At 72.2% G+C, this 20,491-nt stretch carries 14 protein-coding genes; 7 read left to right on the forward strand and 7 right to left on the reverse strand.

The features are described 5' to 3' along the window. Nucleotides 1-379: 379 nt before the first annotated feature. Complete coding sequence (locus ACZ597_RS01425) at nt 380-2,647, forward strand: M4 family metallopeptidase (protein WP_471323453.1); 2,268 nt, start codon at nt 380-382, stop codon at nt 2,645-2,647. Nucleotides 2,648-2,752: 105 nt separating this feature from the next. Here the strand turns inward: ACZ597_RS01425 and ACZ597_RS01430 are convergent, their stop codons facing one another. Then, a complete protein-coding gene (locus ACZ597_RS01430; protein ID WP_471323456.1) occupies nt 2,753-3,250 on the reverse strand; it encodes a hypothetical protein in 498 nt (165 codons plus the stop codon). A 179-nt stretch (nt 3,251-3,429) separates the two neighbouring features. Next, complete coding sequence (locus tag ACZ597_RS01435) at nt 3,430-4,956, reverse strand: MFS transporter (protein WP_471323459.1); 1,527 nt, start codon at nt 4,954-4,956, stop codon at nt 3,430-3,432. A gap of 130 nt (nt 4,957-5,086) precedes the next feature. Between ACZ597_RS01435 and ACZ597_RS01440 the strand changes: the two genes are divergently transcribed. Further along, nucleotides 5,087-6,097 carry an Lrp/AsnC family transcriptional regulator gene (locus ACZ597_RS01440; protein ID WP_471323461.1) on the forward strand — a complete coding sequence of 337 codons (1,011 nt, stop codon included), beginning with the start codon at nt 5,087-5,089 and terminating at the stop codon, nt 6,095-6,097. A gap of 22 nt (nt 6,098-6,119) precedes the next feature. Here ACZ597_RS01440 and glgP read toward each other — a convergent pair whose 3' ends face one another. Both glgP and ACZ597_RS01450 read right to left on the reverse strand, forming a co-directional pair. Further along, nucleotides 6,120-8,756 (reverse strand): alpha-glucan family phosphorylase, encoded by a 2,637-nt coding sequence (gene glgP / locus ACZ597_RS01445; RefSeq protein WP_471323463.1) that lies wholly within the window; start codon nt 8,754-8,756, stop codon nt 6,120-6,122. A 167-nt stretch (nt 8,757-8,923) separates the two neighbouring features. Next, nucleotides 8,924-9,523 carry a GNAT family N-acetyltransferase gene (locus tag ACZ597_RS01450; protein ID WP_471323466.1) on the reverse strand — a complete coding sequence of 200 codons (600 nt, stop codon included), beginning with the start codon at nt 9,521-9,523 and terminating at the stop codon, nt 8,924-8,926. A gap of 344 nt (nt 9,524-9,867) precedes the next feature. Here ACZ597_RS01450 and ACZ597_RS01455 point away from each other — a divergent pair, with 344 nt between their 5' ends. The 4 genes from ACZ597_RS01455 to glgB all read left to right on the forward strand — a co-directional run bounded on the left by ACZ597_RS01455 (nt 9,868) and on the right by glgB (nt 17,495). After that, nucleotides 9,868-11,862: an alpha-1,4-glucan--maltose-1-phosphate maltosyltransferase gene (locus tag ACZ597_RS01455; protein ID WP_471323468.1), complete on the forward strand. Its 1,995-nt coding sequence runs from the start codon at nt 9,868-9,870 to the stop codon at nt 11,860-11,862. Continuing rightward, nucleotides 11,859-13,565, forward strand: coding sequence for a maltose alpha-D-glucosyltransferase (gene treS, locus ACZ597_RS01460; RefSeq protein WP_362459543.1), 1,707 nt, complete (start codon nt 11,859-11,861; stop codon nt 13,563-13,565). Before ACZ597_RS01455 ends, treS begins: the two co-directional genes overlap by 4 nt. A 154-nt stretch (nt 13,566-13,719) precedes the next feature. Further along, nucleotides 13,720-15,213: a maltokinase N-terminal cap-like domain-containing protein gene (locus ACZ597_RS01465; RefSeq protein WP_471323471.1), complete on the forward strand. Its 1,494-nt coding sequence runs from the start codon at nt 13,720-13,722 to the stop codon at nt 15,211-15,213. Then, a complete protein-coding gene (glgB, locus tag ACZ597_RS01470; RefSeq protein WP_471323474.1) occupies nt 15,210-17,495 on the forward strand; it encodes a 1,4-alpha-glucan branching enzyme in 2,286 nt (761 codons plus the stop codon). The genes ACZ597_RS01465 and glgB overlap by 4 nt, the downstream gene beginning before the upstream one ends. Here glgB and ACZ597_RS01475 read toward each other — a convergent pair. Both ACZ597_RS01475 and ACZ597_RS01480 read right to left on the reverse strand, forming a co-directional pair. Beyond that, nucleotides 17,485-17,835, reverse strand: a complete 351-nt coding sequence (locus ACZ597_RS01475; RefSeq protein ID WP_471323477.1) for a thioredoxin family protein — start codon at nt 17,833-17,835, stop codon at nt 17,485-17,487. The genes glgB and ACZ597_RS01475 overlap by 11 nt on opposite strands. Before the next feature lie 17 nt (nt 17,836-17,852). After that, a complete protein-coding gene (locus ACZ597_RS01480; protein ID WP_471323480.1) occupies nt 17,853-18,242 on the reverse strand; it encodes a MerR family transcriptional regulator in 390 nt (129 codons plus the stop codon). Nucleotides 18,243-18,593: 351 nt separating this feature from the next. On the opposite strand from ACZ597_RS01480, the gene ACZ597_RS01485 reads away from it, so the two are divergent. Beyond that, nucleotides 18,594-19,283, forward strand: a complete 690-nt coding sequence (locus tag ACZ597_RS01485) for a helix-turn-helix domain-containing protein (protein WP_471323483.1) — start codon at nt 18,594-18,596, stop codon at nt 19,281-19,283. Nucleotides 19,284-19,398: 115 nt separating this feature from the next. Here ACZ597_RS01485 and ACZ597_RS01490 read toward each other — a convergent pair whose 3' ends face one another. After that, nucleotides 19,399-20,424, reverse strand: coding sequence for an ATP-dependent 6-phosphofructokinase (locus ACZ597_RS01490; protein WP_125816170.1), 1,026 nt, complete (start codon nt 20,422-20,424; stop codon nt 19,399-19,401). Between the last annotated feature and the right edge of the window lie 67 nt (nt 20,425-20,491).

The following is a 20,491-nucleotide window of genomic DNA, read 5'->3' on the forward strand; positions in this document are numbered from 1 at the left end:
CCCCCCTGGCACGTGGTCTATGTCGGTGTCACCTGTCCACTGCTTCCCCTGGCAGCGAACACATGTCGCACCGGGAAACAGTACGACAAACACCCGTACGGTAAATGCCGTTCGGGTTAACGGGACCCCTTGTTGCCCAAGTGTTAACAGCCGGTAGCAACCGTTCCACCCGTCGGAGCCACTCCTCCCGCACAAAGGTGAATGGTTCGGATACCGGATACGTATCTTCGGACAACGGACTGCTTCCGGCCAACCTTTTGATGTGGCCCTGACATCGCGGCCAGCAGCTGGCACTCTTCGATCCGTTCATCGCACCAGCCCTGATCTGCCCGGAGGCCCACCCAGCCATCCGGAACCCCCCTTGCAGAAGGAGTCTGCGTTGAGTCCCACCCCCCAGCGGCGCGCCACCGCGGCCGGCGCGCTCGTAGCCGCGGCCGCCCTGCTCGCCGTAGGCATACAGGCCGGCACCGCCACCGCCGACGCCACCGCGTCGCAGGCCCGCACGGCTGCCCAGCCCAACCCGGGCGCGGCCCCTGCCGCACTCAGCGCTTCGGAGCGTGCGACGCTCATCACCGAGGCCAACTCGACCACCGCCCAGGCCGCCAAGGCGCTCGGCCTCGGTGGCGGCGAGAAGCTGATCGTCCGCGATGTGGTCAAGGACGCGGACGGCACCACGCACACCACCTACGAGCGGACCTACGACGGTCTGCCCGTGCTCGGCGGTGACCTCACCGTCCACGCCAAGGACGGCGTCACCAAGAGCGTGACCAAGGCGACCCAGCACGAGATCAAGGTCTCGGACACGAACGCCACCGTCACCCCGGCCGCCGCCGAGGGCCAGGCCGTTTCGTCCGCGAACGCCGAGGGCTCCAAGCAGTCCAAGCCCGACAAGGGCGCCCGCAAGGTCATCTGGGCCGCCGACGGCGTCCCGGTCCTCGCCTTCGAGACCGTCGTCGGCGGCCTCCAGGACGACGGCACCCCGAACCAGCTGCACGTGATCACGAACGCCAAGACCGGCGCCAAGATCACCCAGTGGCAGGGTGTCCAGACCGGCACCGGCAACACCATGTACAGCGGCCAGGTCACCCTCGGCTCCTCGCAGTCGGGCAGCAACTGGACGCTGACCGACGCCGGCCGCGGCAACCACAGGACCTACAACCTCAACGGCGGCAGCTCCGGCACCGGCACCCTCTTCTCGGGTCCGGACGACGTCTGGGGCAACGGCCTGCCCTCCAACAAGGAGACCGCCGGCGCGGACGCCCACTACGGCGCCCAGGTCACGTGGGACTACTACAAGAACGTCCACGGCCGCAACGGCCTGCGCAACGACGGCGTGGCCCCGTACACCCGGGTCCACTACGGCAACGCGTACGTCAACGCCTTCTGGGACGACTCCTGCTTCTGCATGACCTACGGCGACGGCGAGGGCAACAACAAGCCCCTCACCTCGACGGACGTGGCCGCGCACGAGATGACCCACGGCCTCACCTCGGTCACCGGCAACATGACCTACAGCGGTGAGTCCGGCGGCCTGAACGAGGCCACTTCCGACATCATGGCGGCGGCGGTCGAGTTCTACGCCAACAACCCGCAGGACGTCGGCGACTACCTGGTCGGCGAGAAGATCGACATCAACGGCGACGGCACCCCGCTGCGCTACATGGACAAGCCGAGCAAGGACGGCGGCTCCAAGGACGCGTGGTACTCGGGCATCGGCGGCATCGACGTCCACTACTCCTCGGGTCCGGCGAACCACTGGTTCTACCTGGCCTCCGAGGGCTCCGGCGCCAAGGTCATCAACGGCGTGAGCTACAACTCGCCGACCTCCGACGGCCTGCCCGTCACCGCGATCGGCCGTGACGCCGCCGCGAAGATCTGGTTCCGCGCGCTGACGGTGGGCTACTTCAAGTCCAACACCAACTACGCCGACGCCCGCGTCCAGACGCTGAAGGCCGCCGCCGACCTGTACGGCCAGGGTTCGGCCACGTACAACAACGTCGCCAACGCCTGGGCCGCCATCAACGTCGGCCCGCGCATCAACGACGGCGTGACGGTCAGCCCGATCGCCAACCAGAACACCCAGATCAACACCGCGGTGAGCCTCCAGGTCCAGGCGACCAGCACCAACCCGGGCGCGCTGACCTACTCGGCGACCGGCCTGCCGGCCGGCCTGTCGATCAACTCCTCGACCGGTCTGATCTCCGGTACGGCGACCACCGCGGCCACGTCCAACGTGACCGTCACGGTGACCGACTCGGCCTCCAAGTCGGCCACGGCGTCCTTCACCTGGACCGTGGGCACCTCGCAGCCGAACGTGTTCGAGAACACGAACGACTACGCGATCGCCGACAACGCGACCGTCGAGTCCCCGATCACGGTGACCCGTACCGGCAACGCGCCGAGCACCCTCAAGGTGGACGTCAACATCGTCCACACCTACATCGGTGACCTGAAGGTCGACCTGGTCGCGCCCGACGGCAGCGTCTACAACCTGCACAACCGTTCCGGCGGCAGTGCGGACAACATCGTCAAGAGCTACACGGTGAACGCCTCCTCCGAGGTCGCCCAGGGCGTCTGGAAGCTCCGGGTCAACGACAACGCGAGCCTGGACACCGGCAAGATCGACAGCTGGAAGCTCACCTTCTGACCCCACCGGGGAAGGCAGTGAACCACGGCTGAACCGCTGAACCACGGGGCCGCCCGGGAGAAGGACTCCCCGGGCGGCCCTGTCCCATTCCCCGTGCGGGGTCCGTCAGCCGATGCTCCGGAAGACGCGGTTCAGGAAGTCGCCCTGGGTCATGCTCCGCCCCTGGCCGGGACGGACCATGCTGCGGTCCTCGTCGTCGTCCCAGTCGTCACGGCCGCCGTGGTGGCCGCCGTGGCCGCTCGGCTTGAAGAAGACCGACCGGACGTTCAGGTCGCGCGCCCGCTCGCCCGGCCGCAGCACCTCCTGGGCCTCGCCGCCGCAGCTGTCGCCCCGGAAGAGCAGGGCGAGGGACTCCGTGTCGTTCTCCGCCCAGAAGGCGGGCCGGTTCCGCGAGGTGCCCGTCAGCCGGTAGCAGGTGTCGTTGTCGGCGGGCTCGATCGTCCTGCGGCGCACGTCGCCGTCGTCGTCGGTGAACCGGTAGTGCAGCTCGCCCAGGCTGTCGTGGTCGCGGTCGTGGCCGACGGCCAGGGACGGGCCGGCGGCCGGCAGGACGAGCGCCAGGGAGGCGAGGAGCGCGGCCGCGGCGGTGGAGCGAAGACGCATGTGAGAGTCCGTTTCTCGGGGTGCGTGGGGACCGGGTCCGGTGGACATCCGCGGGGCAGCCTAGGAGCGGGCCGACCACCGGCCGCACCGCCATGCACAGCGCGTTCGAAGGTTCACCCTCCCGGGGAGCCGCCCGAACCGGCCCGGCGCCCGGACGGCCGTACGGGCGCCGGGGCACCTCAGGCGGGCGTCCGACCGGCCGCGGGAGCGGCGGCCGGGGCCCCCGCCGGAGCCCCTCCCTGCGCCGGGACCCGGGCCCCGGCGGCCGGCCGGCGGACCAGCAGCGCCACCGCCAGCGCGCCCGCCAGGCCCATCGCCCCCGAGACCAGGAAGGTGTCCCGCAGCCCGCTCGCGAAGGCCGCGTCGACCCACTCCCGCGCCCCCGGCGCCGCCAGCAGCCGCCCCGCCCCGCCGGACGCCAGGGCGTCGGCGAGCTCCCGGGGCCGCCCGCCGAGCCCGTCCGCCAGCCCGGCGTGGAACACCGCGCCCAGCACCGCGATCCCCAGCGCGGTACCCAGCTGCCGCGCGGTGTTCAGGACCCCGCCGGCCATGCCCGCCCGGGCCGGGGCCACGGCCCCCATCGCGGTGGCCGCCAGCGCGGGGGTCGCCATGCCCACCCCGACACCGCTCACCAGCAGCCCGGGCGCCAGCGCGGTCCAGCCGTCGCCCGCGTCCAGCATCCAGGCCTGGAGCAGCGCCCCCGCCCCGATCAGCAGCAGCCCGCCGCCGATCGTCAGCCGGGGCGGGGCCCCGTGCAGCAGCCGCCCGGCCGCCGCCGCGACGACGAAGCCGGCGAGGCTCATCGGCAGCAGCACCAGGCCCCCGCCCACCGGGCTCATCCCCTCCGCCGACTGGAGCCACAGGGAGACGTACATCAGGTACGAGAACGCCGCGCCGGACAGCAGCAGCCCGGCGGCCATCACCGCCACGAAGACCGGGCTGCGGAAGAGCGACAGGTCGAGCATCGGGCGGGAGCCGCGCAGTTCGACGAGGACGAAGGCGGCGAAGGAGGCCGCCGCGAGGCCGAACAGCCCGAGGGTCGCGGCCGAGTTCCAGCCGTTCTCGCCGCCCCGGATCAGGGCGTACGTCAGGGCCGCCGCCCCGGCGGTGAAGGTGGCCATGCCGGGCAGGTCGAGCCCCCGCGCACGGGGGTCGCGGGACTCCGCCACGGCCTTCAGGGTCACCCGGACGGCCAGCGCGCAGACGGGCAGGTTGATGAAGAAGATCCAGCGCCAGCCGAAGTGCTCGGTCAGCAGTCCCCCGATGATCGGCCCGGCGGCGGCGGCGGCGCCGTTGACCGCGCCCCACACGCCGAAGGCGACGCCCCGGTCGCGGCCCTGGTAGGCCGCGCTGAGCAGGGCCATGGTGGTGGCGAACATCGCCGCGCCCCCGATGCCCTGCACGGCGCGGAAGGCGATCAGCGCGGCGGGACCGTCCGCGAGCCCGCAGGCGAGGGAGGAGGCGGCGAAGAGCAGCAGCCCGCCGAGGTAGACGCGGCGGCGGCCGATCCGGTCGGCGAGCGAGCCCGCGCCGAGCAGCAGGGCGGCGAGGGCGAGGGCGTAGACGTCCATCACCCACTGGAGGCCGGCGAAGTCGGTCCGCATGTCGGCGGCCATGTCCGGGAGGGCGACCGTCACGATCGTGACGTCGACCAGGAGCATGAACGCCCCGAGGCACACCGCCGTCAACGGCAGCCATTTACGCATGGGTGGTCTCCTCGTTCGGGGGTGGGGCGGGGAACGCCCCCGCGTGACCCCACGGTCCCAGCGGGCCGCTCCGGAACCCCACCCAGCGGCCGCCGTGCGCAGGATTTCCGTCATCGGGGAAGCTGTGGTGATGGAAACCGTGAATCCCGAGGAGCTGGACGGCCTCGACCGCTCCCTGATCCAGGCCCTGGTGGTCGACGGCCGGGCGCCCTTCAGCCGGATCGCCGAGGTGCTGGAGGTCTCCGACCAGACCGTCGTACGCCGCTACCGGCGGCTGCGGAGCGCCGGGCTGATCCGGGTCGTCGGTCTGCCGGTGGGCAGCCGCGTCGGGCTGTTCGAGTCCTGGCTGCGGGTGCAGTGCGCCCCCGACGCGGCGCTCCCGGTGGCCGAGGCGCTGGCCCGCCGCCCGGACATCGCCTGGGTGACCATGAACTCCGGCGGCACGGAGATCCACTGCATGACCCGGGCGCGCACCCGCCGGGACCGGGACGCGCTGCTGCTGGACAAGCTGCCGCGCACCCGCCGGGTCACCGGCATCAGCGCCCACACCATCCTGCGGAAGTTCTTCGGCGGTCCCGACGCGTGGACCGGCGTCGACGAGCTGCGCCCCGACCAGATCGCGGCCCTTCAGCGCCCTCCGGTCCAGCCGGGGCCCGAGCGGTACGTCCTCGACGCGGCGGAGTCGGCACTGCTGGCGGTGCTGGGCCGGGACGGCCGGGCCGGCTATCCGGAACTGGCGCGCGCCACCGGACTGTCGGAGTCCACCGCCCGCCGCCGGCTGGAGCGGCTGCGGGACCTCGGCGCGGTCTTCTTCGACGTGGAGTTCGTACCCGAGCTGTTCGGCTACGAGGCGGAGGCGACGCTGGTGCTGACCGTCCCGCCGGCCCGGCTGGCGGAGGTGGGCAACGCGCTGGCGGGTCACCGCGAGGTGCCCTTCGCCGCGGCCGTGACCGGGGCGGCCTCGCTGATGGCGGTGGTGGTGTGCCGGGACACCGAAGCCCTCTACACCTATCTGACGGAGCGGATCGGCGCGGTGGAGGGCGTGGGCCAGGTGGAGGTGATCCCGGCCCTGCGCAGCGTGAAGCGGGCCGGGATGCTGGTCGAGGGCGGGCGGCTGGTGGATCCGCCGACCGCCCCCTGACTCCGGCCCGCCCCGGCGCCGCTCAGCGCAGCAGTACGCCGCCCAGCGCGTCGGTGTCCACCGGCGCCGCGACCAGGCCCAGTTCGGCCGGGGTCGCCAGCAGCGGGTGCGTCGGCAGGATCCGCACGGTGTAGCCGAAGGGCCCGGTCCGGTCGAGCGCGAGCGGGCCCTCGTACACCCAGCGCCCCTCCAGGTCGGGTCCGGCGGCGGGCTTGAGCGGGAAGGCCCGCCCGTCCCGGATCACGTCCTGGGCGTCGACCCGGCCGGCGACGGCCTGCACCTCCACGTCCTCCGGCGCGAGCGCGTCCAGCGCGACCCGCACCCGCAGCGTGAGGGTGGCGCCCAGCTCGGCGGTGCCCCCCACGGGCGCGGCGGCGACGGCCTCCACGTGCTCGACGGCGACCCGCGGCCAGGAGGCCCGGATCCGGCCCTTCCACCAGGCCAGTTCCTGAGCGGCGTCGGGGGTCAGGGCCCGGTGGGAGAGCGCGGCGGGAGCGTAGAGGCGTTCCACGTACTCCCGCACCATCCGCCCCGCGAGCACCTTCGGGCCCAGGGACACCAGGGTGCGCCGGACCATCTCGATCCACCGCACGGGCAGCCCGGCCCGCCCGTCCCGGTCGTAGAAGCGGGGTGCGACCCGCTTCTCGATCAGCTCGTAGAGGGATCCGGCCTCCAGGTCGTCGCGGCGGTCCTCGTCCGTGCCGAGCCCGTCGGCCGTGGGGATGGCCCAGCCGAAGTCCGGCTCGAACCACTCGTCCCACCAGCCGTCCAGCACCGACAGGTTGAGGCAGCCGTTGAGCGCGGCCTTCATCCCGCTGGTGCCGCAGGCCTCCAGCGGGCGCAGCGGGTTGTTCAGCCAGACGTCACAGCCCGGGTAGAGCTTCTGCGCCATGGCCATGCCGTAGTCGGGCAGGAAGACGATGCGGTGGCGCACGCGCGGGTCGTCGGAGAAGCGGACCAGCTCCTGCACGAGCCGCTTGCCTCCGTCGTCGGCCGGGTGCGCCTTGCCCGCGACGACGATCTGCACCGGCCGGTCCGGGTCCAGCAGGAGCCGACGCAGCCGCTCCGGGTCGCGCAGCATCAGCGTGAGCCTCTTGTACGAGGGCACGCGCCGGGCGAAGCCGATGGTCAGCACGTCGGGGTCGAGGACGCCGTCCACCCAGCCGAGTTCGGCGTCGGCGGCCCCGCGCTGCTTCCACGAGGCGCGCAGCCGGTCGCGCACCTCCTGGACCAGTTGCTCGCGCAGGGTCCGGCGTACGTCCCACACGTCCTGGTCGGCGATCTGCGCGACGGCGTCCCAGCGGGCGGAGGCGCCCACGGCGAGGGCGTCCTCGGTCCGTCCGGCCCCGATCTGGCGGGCGCCGAGCCGCATGACCTCGGGGGCCACCCAGGTCGGGGCGTGCACTCCGTTCGTCACGGAGGTGATGGGCACGTCGGCGGCGTCGAAGCCCGGCCAGAGCCCGGCGAACATCCCCCGGCTGACCGCCCCGTGGAGGGTGGATACTCCGTTGGCGCGCTGGGCGAGGCGCAGGCCCATCACGGCCATGTTGAACACCCCGGGGTCGCCGCCCGGGTAGGACTCGGCACCCAGTTCCAGGATCCGTTCGACGGGTACGCCGGGCAGCTCGCCGCCCTCGCCGAAGTGCCGGGCGACCAGGGAGCGCTCGAAGCGGTCGATGCCGGCGGGCACGGGGGTGTGCGTGGTGAACACGGTCCCGGCGCGCACGGCTTCGACGGCGGCGTCGAAGCCGAGGCCCTGCTCGCCGTCGAGTTCCCTTATGCGTTCGAGTCCGAGGAAGCCGGCGTGTCCCTCGTTGGTGTGAAAGACCTCGGGCGCCGGGTGGCCGGTGATCCGGCAGTACGCCCTCACGGCGCGGACGCCGCCGATGCCGAGCAGCATCTCCTGGAGGAGGCGGTGGTCGCTGCCGCCGCCGTAGAGCCGGTCGGTCACCTCGCGGGCGCCGGCGTCGTTGTCCTCGACGTCGGAGTCGAGCAGGAGCAGCGGCACCCGGCCGACGCGGGCCTGCCAGATGTGCGCGTGCAACGACCGCCCGCCGGGCAGGGTGAGCGACACCCGGGCGGGTACGCCGTCGTCGTGCCTCAGCAGGGACAGGGGCAGCTCGTGGGGGTCGAGCACCGGGTAGTGCTCCTGCTGCCAGCCGTCGCGGGAGAGCGACTGGCGGAAGTAGCCGTGTCGGTAGAGCAGGCCGACGCCGATGACCGGGACACCGAGGTCGCTGGCGGCCTTGAGGTGGTCCCCGGCGAGGATCCCGAGCCCGCCGGAGTACTGGGGCAGGGCCGCGGTGATGCCGAACTCGGGGGAGAAGTAGGCGATGGCGGCGGGGAACTCCGCGGCGTTCTCGCTGGTCTGGTACCACCTGCCGCCGTGGAGGTAGTCGTCGAGGTCGGCGGCGGCGACGGCGAGCCGCCTCAGGAACCGCCGGTCGGCGGCGAGTTCCTCCAGCCGGGAGGCGGGCACGGCGCCGAGCAGCCGGACGGGGTCGCCGCCGGCGGCCTGCCAGCCCTCGGGGTCGACGGATTGGAAGAGTTCGCGGGTTTCCGTATGCCATGACCAGCGCAGGTTGCGCGCGAGGTCGGCGAGCGGCATCAGGGGGTCGGGGAGGACGGGGCGCACGGTGAATCGACGGATAGCCTTCACACGTTCCACCTTCGCAGGGGATGACGGATCGGAGCGACCGCACCACGCTGTGCACCAGCGCGTCGCCCCCGGAAGGCTAGCGGCGGACCCCCGGCCCGGCCATGGCGCCCAGGCGACCGGTGCCGTCCCGCGGACCGGACCTGAGCGCCCCGCACCGCCCCGACGCGTCAGGCGTCCGTCGCGAGACGGGCGTGGAGGTGCTCGTCGTGCCAGCCGTCGGCGTGCCGCAGGGCGCCGCGCATGGTGCCCTCCAGGGGGAAGCCGGCCTTCAGTGCGACGGCGCAGGAGGCCGGGTTGGCCACCGAGTGGCAGATCCGCTGCCGGTGCAGCCCTGCCTCGCGGAAGCCCCATTCGGCCACTGCGGCCACCCCCTGCGGCATCACCCCCCGGCCCCGCCCGTCCGGCAGCAGCCAGTACAGGAACTCGGCGCTCGCCCCCTCCGGATCGAAGTCGGCGAGTCCGATCAGGCCGACGGCCGGGGCGTCCGGTTCCGCCGACACGGCCCAGACCGCCGTCTCCCCCTCCGCCCACCGCCGGTTCCAGCGGGCTATGCGGGCGGCGGCCGACTCCGGGGTCTCCGGCGCGGGCCGGTTCCAGTGCCGGATGCCGGGGTCCTCGTACGCGGTGACGAGCACGGGGGCGTCGGTCTCGCGCCAGGGCCGCAGCACCATCCCGCAGGGGAGGCCGAGCACCGGCTGAGGGGCTCCGCCCCATGGGGCGGGAGGGGCTGTGGGGTCTCCGGTGACGGGAGTGTTTTCGCTGTTCACCGGTCCATCCTCACCGACTTGACGGAGCCTCGGCGGATGCCGAGCCGCGCCGAGCCGTTCCTTGGTCGTCCGCGTCCCAGTACGTACGAGTAGTTAACCGGCGACGCGGATTGGGCGGGGTGAGAGTGGGAAGGGCTGTGCGGGTACACGCGGTACTACACGCACGGCGCACCCGCCCACAACCTTTCCCCGCCACCCGAGTGAACGCGGACAGGAGCGGCCATGCCCGCAGCCCAGCCGTCTTCCGAGCGGCTAGAAACAGAGCGAACAGAGCGTGCACTACCAGCCGTGACTCCGGCTGGACCGTCACCGAGCCCTGCGAACTGCCCCCAGGTGATCCCATCATGATCGGTCGCATTCCCGTGCTGGACGTCCGCCCCGCCGTCGACTGCGGCGCCAGACCCGCCAAGGCGGTCGTGGACGAGGTCTTCGAGATCTCCGCCACCGTGTTCCGCGAGGGCCACGACGCCGTCGCCGCCCATGTCGTACTGCGCGACCCGAGCGGGCGGCTGCGCCCGCCGGTGCCGTTGCGGGAACTCGCCCCGGGTACCGACCGGTGGGGCGCCCGGGTTTCCGCCGAGGTCGAGGGGAGGTGGACCTACACCGTCGAGGCCTGGAGCGATCCGGTCGCCACCTGGCGGGCCCACGCCGCGATCAAGATCCCGGCCGGCCTCGACACCGGGCTGACCCTCCTCGAAGGGGCGGAGCTCTACGAGCGCGCCGCCGCGAAGATTCCCAAGCGGGACGGCCGCGAGGCCGTGCTGGCCGCGGCCGACGCGATGCGCGACGAGGACCGGCCGGCCGCGCAGCGGTACGAGGCCGCGCTCGCGCCCGCGGTGGACGCCGCGCTCGCCCGGCGCCCGTACCGGGAGCTGGTCACGGCCGCCAAGCCGCTGTCCCTGATCGTCGAACGCAAGCGGGCCCTCTTCGGTTCCTGGTACGAGATGTTCCCCCGCTCGGAGGGAGCGGTGGTGGAGCCGGGCAAGGCCCCGGTCAGCGGCACCTTCCGCACCGCCGCCGAGCGGCTGCCGGCCATCGCCGCCATGGGCTTCGACGTGGTCTACCTGCCGCCGGTCCACCCCATCGGGTCGACCTACCGCAAGGGCCCGAACAACACTCTTTCGGCTGGCAGTTGGGACCCTGGTGTGCCCTGGGCCATCGGTTCCCCGGAGGGCGGCCACGACGCGGTCCACCCGGAGCTCGGCACCCTGGAGGACTTCGACGCCTTCGTGGCCCGCGCCCGCGACCTCCGGATGGAGATCGCCCTCGACTTCGCGCTCCAGTGCTCCCCCGACCACCCGTGGGTCGAGAAGCACCCGGAGTGGTTCCGCCACCGCGCCGACGGGACGATCGCGTACGCCGAGAACCCGCCGAAGAAGTACCAGGACATCTTCCCGGTCCACTTCGACTCGGACATGGCCGGCCTCGTCGGGGAGACGGTCCGGATCCTGCGGCACTGGATGGACCACGGCGTCCGGATCTTCCGGGTCGACAACCCGCACACCAAGCCGGTCGTCTTCTGGCAGAAGGTGATCGCCGAGATCAACAAGTCCGACCCCGACGTGATCTTCCTGGCGGAAGCATTCACCCGGCCCGCCATGATGCGCGCGCTCGCCTCGGTCGGCTTCCAGCAGTCGTACACCTACTTCACCTGGCGCAACACCAAGGCCGAGCTGACCGAGTACATGACCGAGCTGTCCGGCGACCGCTCGGCGTCCGTGATGCGGCCGAACTTCTTCGTGAACACGCCCGACATCCTCCACGAGTACCTCCAGCACGGCGGCCGGCCCGCCTTCGAGGTCCGGGCGGTCCTCGCCGCCACCCTCTCCCCCACCTGGGGCGTGTACGCGGGCTACGAGCTCTGCGAGAACACCCCGGTGCGGGAGGGCAGCGAGGAGTACCTGAACTCCGAGAAGTACGAGCTGCGCCCGCGCGACTGGGCCGCCGCCGACCGCGAGGGCCGCACGATCGCCCCGCTGATCACCGCGCTGAACCGGCTGCGCCGGCGCAACCCCGCCCTCCAGCAGCTGCGCGACATCCACTTCCACCCGACCGACAACGAACAGGTGATCGCCTATTCGAAGCACTCCGGCGGCAACTCCGTACTGGTGGTCGTCAACCTCGATCCGCACCACACCCAGGAGGCGACGGTCTCGTTGGACATGCCGGTACTCGGCCTCGACTGGCACGGGTCCCTCGCGGTGCGCGACGAGCTCACCGGCGAGACCTACCACTGGGGCAGGGCGAACTACGTGCGCCTGGAACCGGGCCGTACTCCCGCGCACGTCCTGGCCGCCCTGCGACCGTCCCCGCCCACCGGAGGGTCACCCACCACATGATGATCAACGATCCCGTCCACGACACCTTCGAGGACACCCCCGCCAAGGACCGCGACCCCGACTGGTTCAAGCGGGCGGTCTTCTACGAGGTCCTGGTCCGCTCCTTCCACGACAGCAACGGCGACGGCGTCGGTGACCTCAAGGGGCTCACCGCCAAGCTGGACTACCTCCAGTGGCTCGGCGTCGACTGCCTGTGGCTGCCGCCGTTCTTCGCCTCGCCGCTGCGCGACGGCGGCTACGACGTCTCCGACTACACCTCCGTGCTGCCCGAGTTCGGCGACCTCGCCGACTTCGTGGAGTTCGTGGACGCCGCGCACACCCGCGGCATGCGGGTGATCATCGACTTCGTCATGAACCACACCAGCGACCAGCACGAGTGGTTCCAGCAGTCGCGCAAGGACCCCGACGGGCCGTACGGGGACTACTACATGTGGGCCGACAACGACAAGCAGTACCAGGACGCCCGCATCATCTTCATCGACACCGAGACCTCCAACTGGACGTACGACCCCGTCCGCAAGCAGTACTACTGGCACCGCTTCTTCTCGCACCAGCCGGACCTCAACTTCGAGAACCCGGCCGTGCAGGAGGAGATCATCTCGGCGCTGCGCTTCTGGCTCGACCTCGGCATCGACGGGTTCCGCCTCGACGCCGTGCCCTACCTCTACGCCGAGGAGGGCACCAACTGCGAGAACCTGCCCCGCACCCACGAGCTCCTCAAGCGGGTCCGGGCCGAGATCGACGCGCACTACCCGGACACCGTGCTGCTCGCCGAGGCCAACCAGTGGCCCGAGGACGTCGTCGACTACTTCGGCGACTTCGCCAAGGGCGGCGACGAATGCCACATGGCGTTCCACTTCCCCGTCATGCCGCGCATCTTCATGGCCGTGCGAAGAGAGTCGCGCTACCCCGTCTCCGAGATCCTGGCCAAGACCCCGGCGATCCCGGACGGCTGCCAGTGGGGCATCTTCCTGCGCAACCACGACGAGCTCACCCTCGAAATGGTCACGGACGAAGAGCGCGACTACATGTACGCCGAGTACGCCAAGGACCCCCGGATGCGGGCCAACATCGGCATCCGGCGCCGGCTCGCCCCGCTCCTGGACAACGACCGCAACCAGATGGAGCTGTTCACCGCCCTGCTGCTGTCGCTGCCCGGATCGCCGGTGCTCTACTACGGCGACGAGATCGGCATGGGCGACAACATCTGGCTCGGCGACCGCGACGGCGTGCGGACCCCGATGCAGTGGACCCCGGACCGCAACGCCGGTTTCTCCTCCTGCGATCCGGGCAGGCTGAACCTGCCGGTCATCATGGACCCGGTCCACGGGTACCAGGTCACCAATGTCGAGGCGGCCATGGCGTCGCCCTCGTCACTGCTGCACTGGACCCGCAGGCTGATCGAGATCCGCAAGGCGAACCCGGCCTTCGGCCTCGGCTCGTACACCGAACTGCCCTCGTCCAACCCGGCGGTGCTCGCGTTCCTGCGCGAGTTCGGGGACGACCTGGTGCTGTGCGTGCACAACTTCTCCCGCTTCGCGCAGCCCACCGAACTGGACCTGAGGTCGTTCAACGGGCGGGTCCCGGTGGAGCTCACGGGTGACGTGCGCTTCCCGCCGATCGGCGAGTGGCCGTACCTGCTGACCCTGGCGGGCCACGGCTTCTACTGGTTCCGGCTCCGCAGCGACCAGCGCGCCGACTGACGGACCCGCTACGGGGCGGGCACTCCTTTGGGTCAACGGCCCGCCCCTGTACGGATCATCCTGACCCGACACACGCACATACCGGAGTAGCAACTGCCGCGCATCCGGGACACTCTGCGCATTCTGTGACGGCCCGGGGAAAGGACGCGACGCCATGTCGGAGGCTGCATCCGCCCGGAGCCGGCTGACGGCCGCCCGGGCCGGCGGGAACGCCGGAGGACCGGGGCCCGCCGGAGTACCGGGGGCCGACGGGACCGCCGGGACCGCCGCACTGGAACCGATGCTGAGGGACTGGCTGCCCGCACAGCGCTGGTTCGCCGGCAAGGGGCGCCGGATCGGCAGGATCGAGGCCGTCTCCGCGGCCGAACTGCTGCCGCCGGGCTCCGCCCCCGGACTGCTGCACCTGCTGCTCGACGTGGACGGGGACTGCTACCAACTCCTGCTGGGAGTCCGCCCGTCCCCGCTCCCGCCCGCCCTCGCGCCCGCCCTCATCGGGCACGCCGAGAGCGGCCCCTACGCCGGCCGCGCCGTGTACGAGGCGCTGGGCGACCCCCGGCTCGCCTCGCTGCTGCTGGAACGGCTGCGCTCCCCCGGGACGCTGGGCCCGCTCCGCTTCGACCGGGACCCGGACACACCGGTCCAGGCCGGACTGCTGCCCCGGCCGCTGTCCGGGGAACAGACCAACTCCTCCCTGATCTACGGGGATTCGTACATCCTCAAGGTGTTCCGCCGGGTAGGCCCCGGGGTCAACCCGGACCTGGAGCTGCCCCGGGCCCTGGCCGCCGCCGGCTGCGCCCGGGTGCCCGCCCCGGTGGCCTGGTACGAGGCCGAGCTGGCCGGTGGAGAACCGTTGACCCTGGGCGTGCTCCAGCCCTACCTGCGCGGCTCCGACGACGGCTGGCAGCTGGCCCTGCGCAGACTCGGCGCCGGGGCCGACTTCACCGCCGAGGCGCACGCCCTGGGCCGGGCCACCGCCGAGGTGCACAGCGCCCTCGCGACCGCCCTGCCCACCCTCGCCCTCGGCCCCGAGCAGACCGCCCGGCTCGCCGCCGGCATGACCGCCCGGCTCGCCGCCACCTGCCGGGAGGTGCCCGCGCTACAGCCGTACGAGGCCGGGCTGCGCGGCGCCTTCGACGCCCTGGCCGCCTCCCGGGGCGCCGGGGTTCCCGCCCAGCGCATCCACGGGGACCTGCACCTGGGCCAGACCCTGCGCACCGCCGACGGCAGCTGGGCCCTGATCGACTTCGAGGGGGAGCCGGCCCGGCCGCTCGCCGACCGCCGCCGGCCCGAACCGGCGGTCCGCGACATCGCCGGGATACTGCGCTCCTTCGACTACGCCGCCCGCTCGCACCGGCCCTTCGCACCCGCCTGGGCCGACGCCTGCCGGACCGCGTTCTGCGAGGGCTACGCCCGCACCACCGGCCGCGACCCGCGCGAGGACCCGGTGCTGCTGCGCGCGTACGAGACCGACAAGGCGGTGTACGAGGCCCGCTACGAGTCCCGGCACCGCCCCGACTGGCTGCACGTCCCGATGGCGGCGATCCGCCGGCTGTCGGAACCCCAGCGGCCCGCACACCGCATGCCCCCGCCGGCTCCCGGCACCGCCCCCACCCCCCACCCGAAGCCCCCGAGGAGGCCGCTCGCGTGAGCGCCGCACGACAGCCGTCACCGACCGTCCGTGAGGAAGCCCCGGCCGTACCCGAACCCGCGAAGCGGACCCGCGCGCCGCGCGCCCGCCGCGCCGCGCCGCCCCACGGGGTGCGGCCGGCGCCCCCGCTGGACGGGGAGGAACGGGCCCGGCTGCTGGAGGGCCGCCACCACGACCCGCACTCGGTGCTGGGCGCCCGCGCGCAGCGGGGCGGGGTGGCCTTCCGGGTGCTGCGCCCGTACGCGAAGGCCGTCACCATCGTGGCCAAGGGGCTGCGCGCCGAGCTCTTCGACGACGGGGACGGGCTCTTCTCCGGGCTGCTGCCGCTGACCGGGGTGCCGGACTACCGGCTGCTGGTGACGTACGAGAGCGACGAGATCGAGGTCCACGACCCGTACCGGTTCCTGCCCGCGCTCGGGGAGCTGGACCTGCACCTGATCGGCGAGGGCCGGCACGAGGAGCTGTGGACGGCGCTGGGCGCCCGGCCGATGGAGCACCAGGGCGTGGCCGGCACCCGCTTCACGGTGTGGGCGCCGAACGCCCGGGGGGTGCGGGTCACCGGGGACTTCTCGTACTGGGACTCGGTGGCCTACCCGATGCGCTCGCTCGGCGCGAGCGGGGTGTGGGAGCTGTTCCTGCCCGGGGTCGGCGAGGGCGCCCTGTACAAGTACGACATCACCCGCCCGGACGGCAGCCACACACTGCGCGCCGACCCGATGGCGCAGTACGCGGAGGTCCCGCCGGCGAACGCCTCGGTGGTCACTGCCTCGCGGTTCGTGTGGCAGGACGCCGAGTGGATGGCCACGCGCGGCGCCCGCGCCCCGCACCAGGCGCCGCTGTCGGTGTACGAGCTGCACCTGGCGTCCTGGCGGCCGGGGCTCACGTACCGGCAGCTGGCCGACCAGCTGCCCGCGTACGTGAAGGAGCTCGGCTTCACCCACGTGGAGTTCATGCCGGTCGCCGAGCACCCCTTCGGCGGTTCCTGGGGCTACCAGGTCACCGGCTTCTACGCGCCGACCTCGCGGATGGGCACCCCGGACGACTTCCGGCTGCTCGTGGACTCGCTGCACCGGGCCGGGATCGGGGTGATCGTCGACTGGGTGCCCGCGCACTTCCCGCGCGACGACTGGGCGCTCGCCGAGTTCGACGGCCGTCCGCTGTACGAGCACCAGGACCCGCGCCGGGCCGCGCACCCGGACTGGGGGACGCTGGAGTTCGACTACGGGCGCAAGGAGGTCCGCAACTTCCTGGTGGCGAACGCCGTGTACTGGTGCCAGGAGTTCCACGTGGACGGGCTGCGCGTGGACGCGGTGGCCTCCATGCTCTACCTGGACTACTCGCGCGGCGAGGGCGACTGGTCGCCGAACGAGCACGGCGGCCGGGAGGACCTGGACGCGGTGGCGCTGCTCCAGGAGATGAACGCGGTGGTCTACCGGCGCTGCCCCGGGGTGGTGACGATCGCGGAGGAGTCCACCGCCTGGGACGGGGTCACGCGGCCGACGGACTCGGGCGGTCTGGGCTTCGGCCTGAAGTGGAACATGGGCTGGATGCACGACACCCTGCGGTACGTGTCGAAGGAGCCCGTGCACCGCAAGTACCACCACCACGACATGACCTTCGGGATGGTGTACGCCTTCAGCGAGAACTACGTGCTGCCGATCTCGCACGACGAGGTGGTGCACGGCAAGCGCTCGCTGGTGTCGAAGATGCCGGGCGACTGGTGGCAGCAGCGGGCCACGCACCGCGCGTACCTGGGCTTCATGTGGGCCCACCCTGGCAAGCAGCTGCTCTTCATGGGGCAGGAGTTCGCGCAGGGCTCGGAGTGGTCGGAGGCGTACGGGCCGGACTGGTGGCTGCTGGACTCCTCCTATCCGGCGGCCGGCGACCACCGGGGGGTGCGCGACCTGGTGCGCGACCTGAACCGGGCGTACACGGCGGCTCCGGCGCTGTGGGAGCGGGACGCGGTGCCGGAGGGCTTCGCGTGGGTGGAGGCGGACGCCGCCGAGGACAACGTGTTCGCGTTCCTGCGGTACGCGCAGGACGGCTCGCAGCTGCTGTGCGTGTCGAACTTCTCCCCCGTGGTCCGGCACGGCTACCGGATCGGGGTGCCGGAGGAGGTGCCGCTGTGGCGGGAGGTCCTCAACACCGACCGGGAGGAGTACGGCGGGAGCGGCGTCCACCACGGCCGGCCGCTGCGCCCGGAGCCGGTACCGGCCCAGGGGCGGGCGGCGAGCCTGCGGATGACGCTCCCGCCGATGGCGACGGTCTGGCTCAGGCCGTGACCGGCGCCAGGGCCTCGTCGAGTTCCTGAAGCAGCCGGCGCTTGGGCCGGGCTCCGACGATCTGCCGGACGGGTTCGCCGTCGCGGAAGAGGAGCATGGTCGGCATGGACAGCACCCCGTACCGGGTGACGGTCGCGGGGTTGCCGTCCGCGTCGATCTGGACGACCTTGAGGCGGTCGGCCCGCTCGGCGGCCACGGCGGAGAGCACCGGGGCGAGCTGGCGGCAGGGGCCGCACCAGTCCGCGGTGAACTCCACCAGTACGGGCCTGCCCCGCTCGGCCAGCACCTCCGCCTCGAAGTCGGCGTCGGTCACTTCCGCCACACCCTTGGCGTGGATCATTTTCCGTTCCCCTCTCGTCAGCCGGTCATCTCGCAGCGCGGCACGGCCTGCCCGGCGGCCTCCTCGGCCGCCGCCAGCTGGCGGGCGACCTGGTCGCGGACGTCGGCGAGCTGGCCGATCAGGCCGTCCAGCTCGGCGAGCTTGCGGCGGTAGACCGCGAGCGAGGCCGGGCAGGAGTCGCCGGCCGGGTGGCCGGCGCGCAGGCATTCGACGAACGGCCGGGTCTCCTCCAGTTCGAAGCCGAAGGCCTGGAGGGTCCGGATCTGGCGCAGCAGGCGCAGGTCGTCCTCGTCGTAGTCGCGGTAGCCGTTGCCGGTCCGCCGGGCCGCGAGCAGTCCGCGTGATTCGTAGTACCTGAGCGTCCGGGTGCTGGTCCCGGCCCGCTTCGCCAGTTCGCCGATGCGCATGGGCCGACCGTATTCCTTGACGCCGACGTCAAGGGAAGCGAAGGGAAGCGAAGGGATGGGCGGGGGCCCTCGCCACCCCCGTATGCGAGGGCCCCCGACATGGATCACGGACGGCGGGCCCGGCCGGTTCACACACTGTGACCGGGATCACTCTCCCGGCTTCCCGGGTCACCTGAAATGGAGTGGCCTGATCCGTACGCTGGCCACACCCCCCAAATGGATCTTCCCATGACCCGATTACCGGACAGTCGCCGAGAAAACCACCCAAAGTCATGAACTCCATAGGACTTTCCTACGAGTTATGGGCTTGTTTGAATAGTCTGTAGTCGTCGAAGGTTGGCCACTTCTACCGTGTGCCCTGTGCACTCCAGCCCACCTTTCAATGCCCCCGCCGCGCGTCGCCTGCGCGCGGCCCTGGGCATGGCTCCCGGTCATGTCGCCTACGGCCTGCGGGCCCAGTACGGCCTGCTCGTCGCACCAGAGACCGTGATGGCCTGGGAGCGGGGCGAGCAGTCGCCCACCTCCGTCGAGCTCACGGCCCTGGCCGGCGTGCTCTGGTGCTCGCCCGGGGAGCTGCTGGCCGAGCCCGTCACCCTGCGGGAGCACCGCATCGCCCGGGGCCTGGACCCCGAGGACCTGGCCCGCCGGATCGGGGTCGAGGCGAACGCGTACCGCAAGATGGAGGACACCGGGCGCTGGAAGGGCAACGAACGCCAGTCCGCCGCCCTCGCCTCGGTGCTCGGCCTGACCCTGGCGCAGTTCGTGACGGCGACCGGCAAGCACGAGGAGCTCGCCGACCTGCTGCGCAGCGCGGCGACCACCCGCTGGCAGGCCTACGTGAAGCCGCTGGGCAAGCTGCTCCCGGTACCCAAGGCCCACCTGGAGCGGGTCCTGGAGCTCCTCTACAACGACTACCAGTCGCGGATGGTGGCCACCCTCGGCTGGGGCGGCGCCGAGGGTGCGGCCGGCACCGGCGACGCGGGGCGGGAATTCCTCGCGGAGATCACGGACCGGTTCTGGGCCCTGGCCGGCGGTGCGTGACACGACACGCCGTGCCAAGCACGCGACGGCCCCGGGCGCTTCCCGGGGGAAGCGCCCGGGCCGTTCGGCGGGGGATCCGGGACGCAGGTCCCGGCGGGAAGGGCCGGTCCGCCGGTCAGAAGACCGACTCGGCCTCGTACATCCGGTGCTCCGGAACGGTCTTGAGCTCGGTGACGGCCTCCGCCAGCGGGGCCATCACGATGTCGGTGCCGCGCAGGGCGGTCATCTTGCCGAATTCCCCGCGGTGCACGGCCTCGACGGCGTGCCAGCCGAAGCGGGTCGCGAGGACGCGGTCGTAGGCGGTGGGCACGCCGCCGCGCTGCACGTGGCCGAGGATGACCGGGCGGGCCTCCTTGCCGAGGCGGTGCTCCAGCTCGATGGCCAGCCGGTTGCCGATGCCGGCGAAGCGCTCGTGACCGTACTGGTCGATGGCGCCCTTCTCGTACGGCATGGAGCCGGCGGCCGGGTGCGCGCCCTCGGCGACGCAGACGACGGCGAACTTCTTCCCGCGGGCGAACCGTTCCTCCACCATCTTCACCAGGGCGTCCACCTCGAAGGGGCGCTCGGGCAGGCAGATGCCGTGGGCACCGCCGGCCATGCCGGACTCCAGGGCGATCCAGCCCGCGTGACGACCCATGACCTCGACGACCATCACGCGCTGGTGCGATTCGGCGGTGGTCTTGAGGCGGTCGATGGCCTCGGTGGCGACCGTGACGGCGGTGTCGAAGCCGAAGGTCCGGTCGGTGGAGGAGATGTCGTTGTCGATGGTCTTCGGTACGCCGACCACCGGCATCCCCGCGTCGGCCAGCATCCGGGCGGCCGTCAGGGTGCCCTCGCCGCCGATCGGGATCAGCGCGTCGATGCCGTAACGCCGCGCCAGTTCGTGGGCGTTCTCGGCGGCTTCGTGCAGCCGGGCCCGCTCCATGCGGGCCGAGCCGAGGATGGTGCCGCCGCGGGCCAGGATGCCGCTGACGGCATTGATGTCGAGGGGGCGGTAGTGACCGTCGAGGAGGCCCTTGAAGCCGTCCTCGAAGCCGATGACCTCGTCCCCGTGTCCGACCAGGGCACGGTGTACGACCGACCGGATGACAGCGTTCAGGCCCGGGCAGTCGCCGCCTGCGGTGAGAACTCCGATACGCATCGTGCTGTGTCTCCTGCCGTACATATGAAGGGCGCATTTGATGACGCCTGTCCGATTGTTCCATGTT

This window comes from Streptomyces sp. NPDC040718, assembly GCF_055593565.1.

What these genes read in the sequence shown, in the direction of transcription:
- ACZ597_RS01430 (WP_471323456.1), bottom strand. Translation starts at nt 3,250, where the DNA reads ATGCGTCTTCGCTCCACCGCCGCGGCCGCGCTCCTCGCCTCCCTGGCG.
- ACZ597_RS01435 (WP_471323459.1), bottom strand. Translation starts at nt 4,956, where the DNA reads ATGCGTAAATGGCTGCCGTTGACGGCGGTGTGCCTCGGGGCGTTCATG.
- ACZ597_RS01440 (WP_471323461.1), top strand. Translation starts at nt 5,087, where the DNA reads ATGGAAACCGTGAATCCCGAGGAGCTGGACGGCCTCGACCGCTCCCTG.
- ACZ597_RS01455 (WP_471323468.1), top strand. Translation starts at nt 9,868, where the DNA reads ATGATCGGTCGCATTCCCGTGCTGGACGTCCGCCCCGCCGTCGACTGC.
- treS (WP_362459543.1), top strand. Translation starts at nt 11,859, where the DNA reads ATGATGATCAACGATCCCGTCCACGACACCTTCGAGGACACCCCCGCC.
- ACZ597_RS01465 (WP_471323471.1), top strand. Translation starts at nt 13,720, where the DNA reads ATGTCGGAGGCTGCATCCGCCCGGAGCCGGCTGACGGCCGCCCGGGCC.
- ACZ597_RS01475 (WP_471323477.1), bottom strand. Translation starts at nt 17,835, where the DNA reads ATGATCCACGCCAAGGGTGTGGCGGAAGTGACCGACGCCGACTTCGAG.
- ACZ597_RS01480 (WP_471323480.1), bottom strand. Translation starts at nt 18,242, where the DNA reads ATGCGCATCGGCGAACTGGCGAAGCGGGCCGGGACCAGCACCCGGACG.
- ACZ597_RS01490 (WP_125816170.1), bottom strand. Translation starts at nt 20,424, where the DNA reads ATGCGTATCGGAGTTCTCACCGCAGGCGGCGACTGCCCGGGCCTGAAC.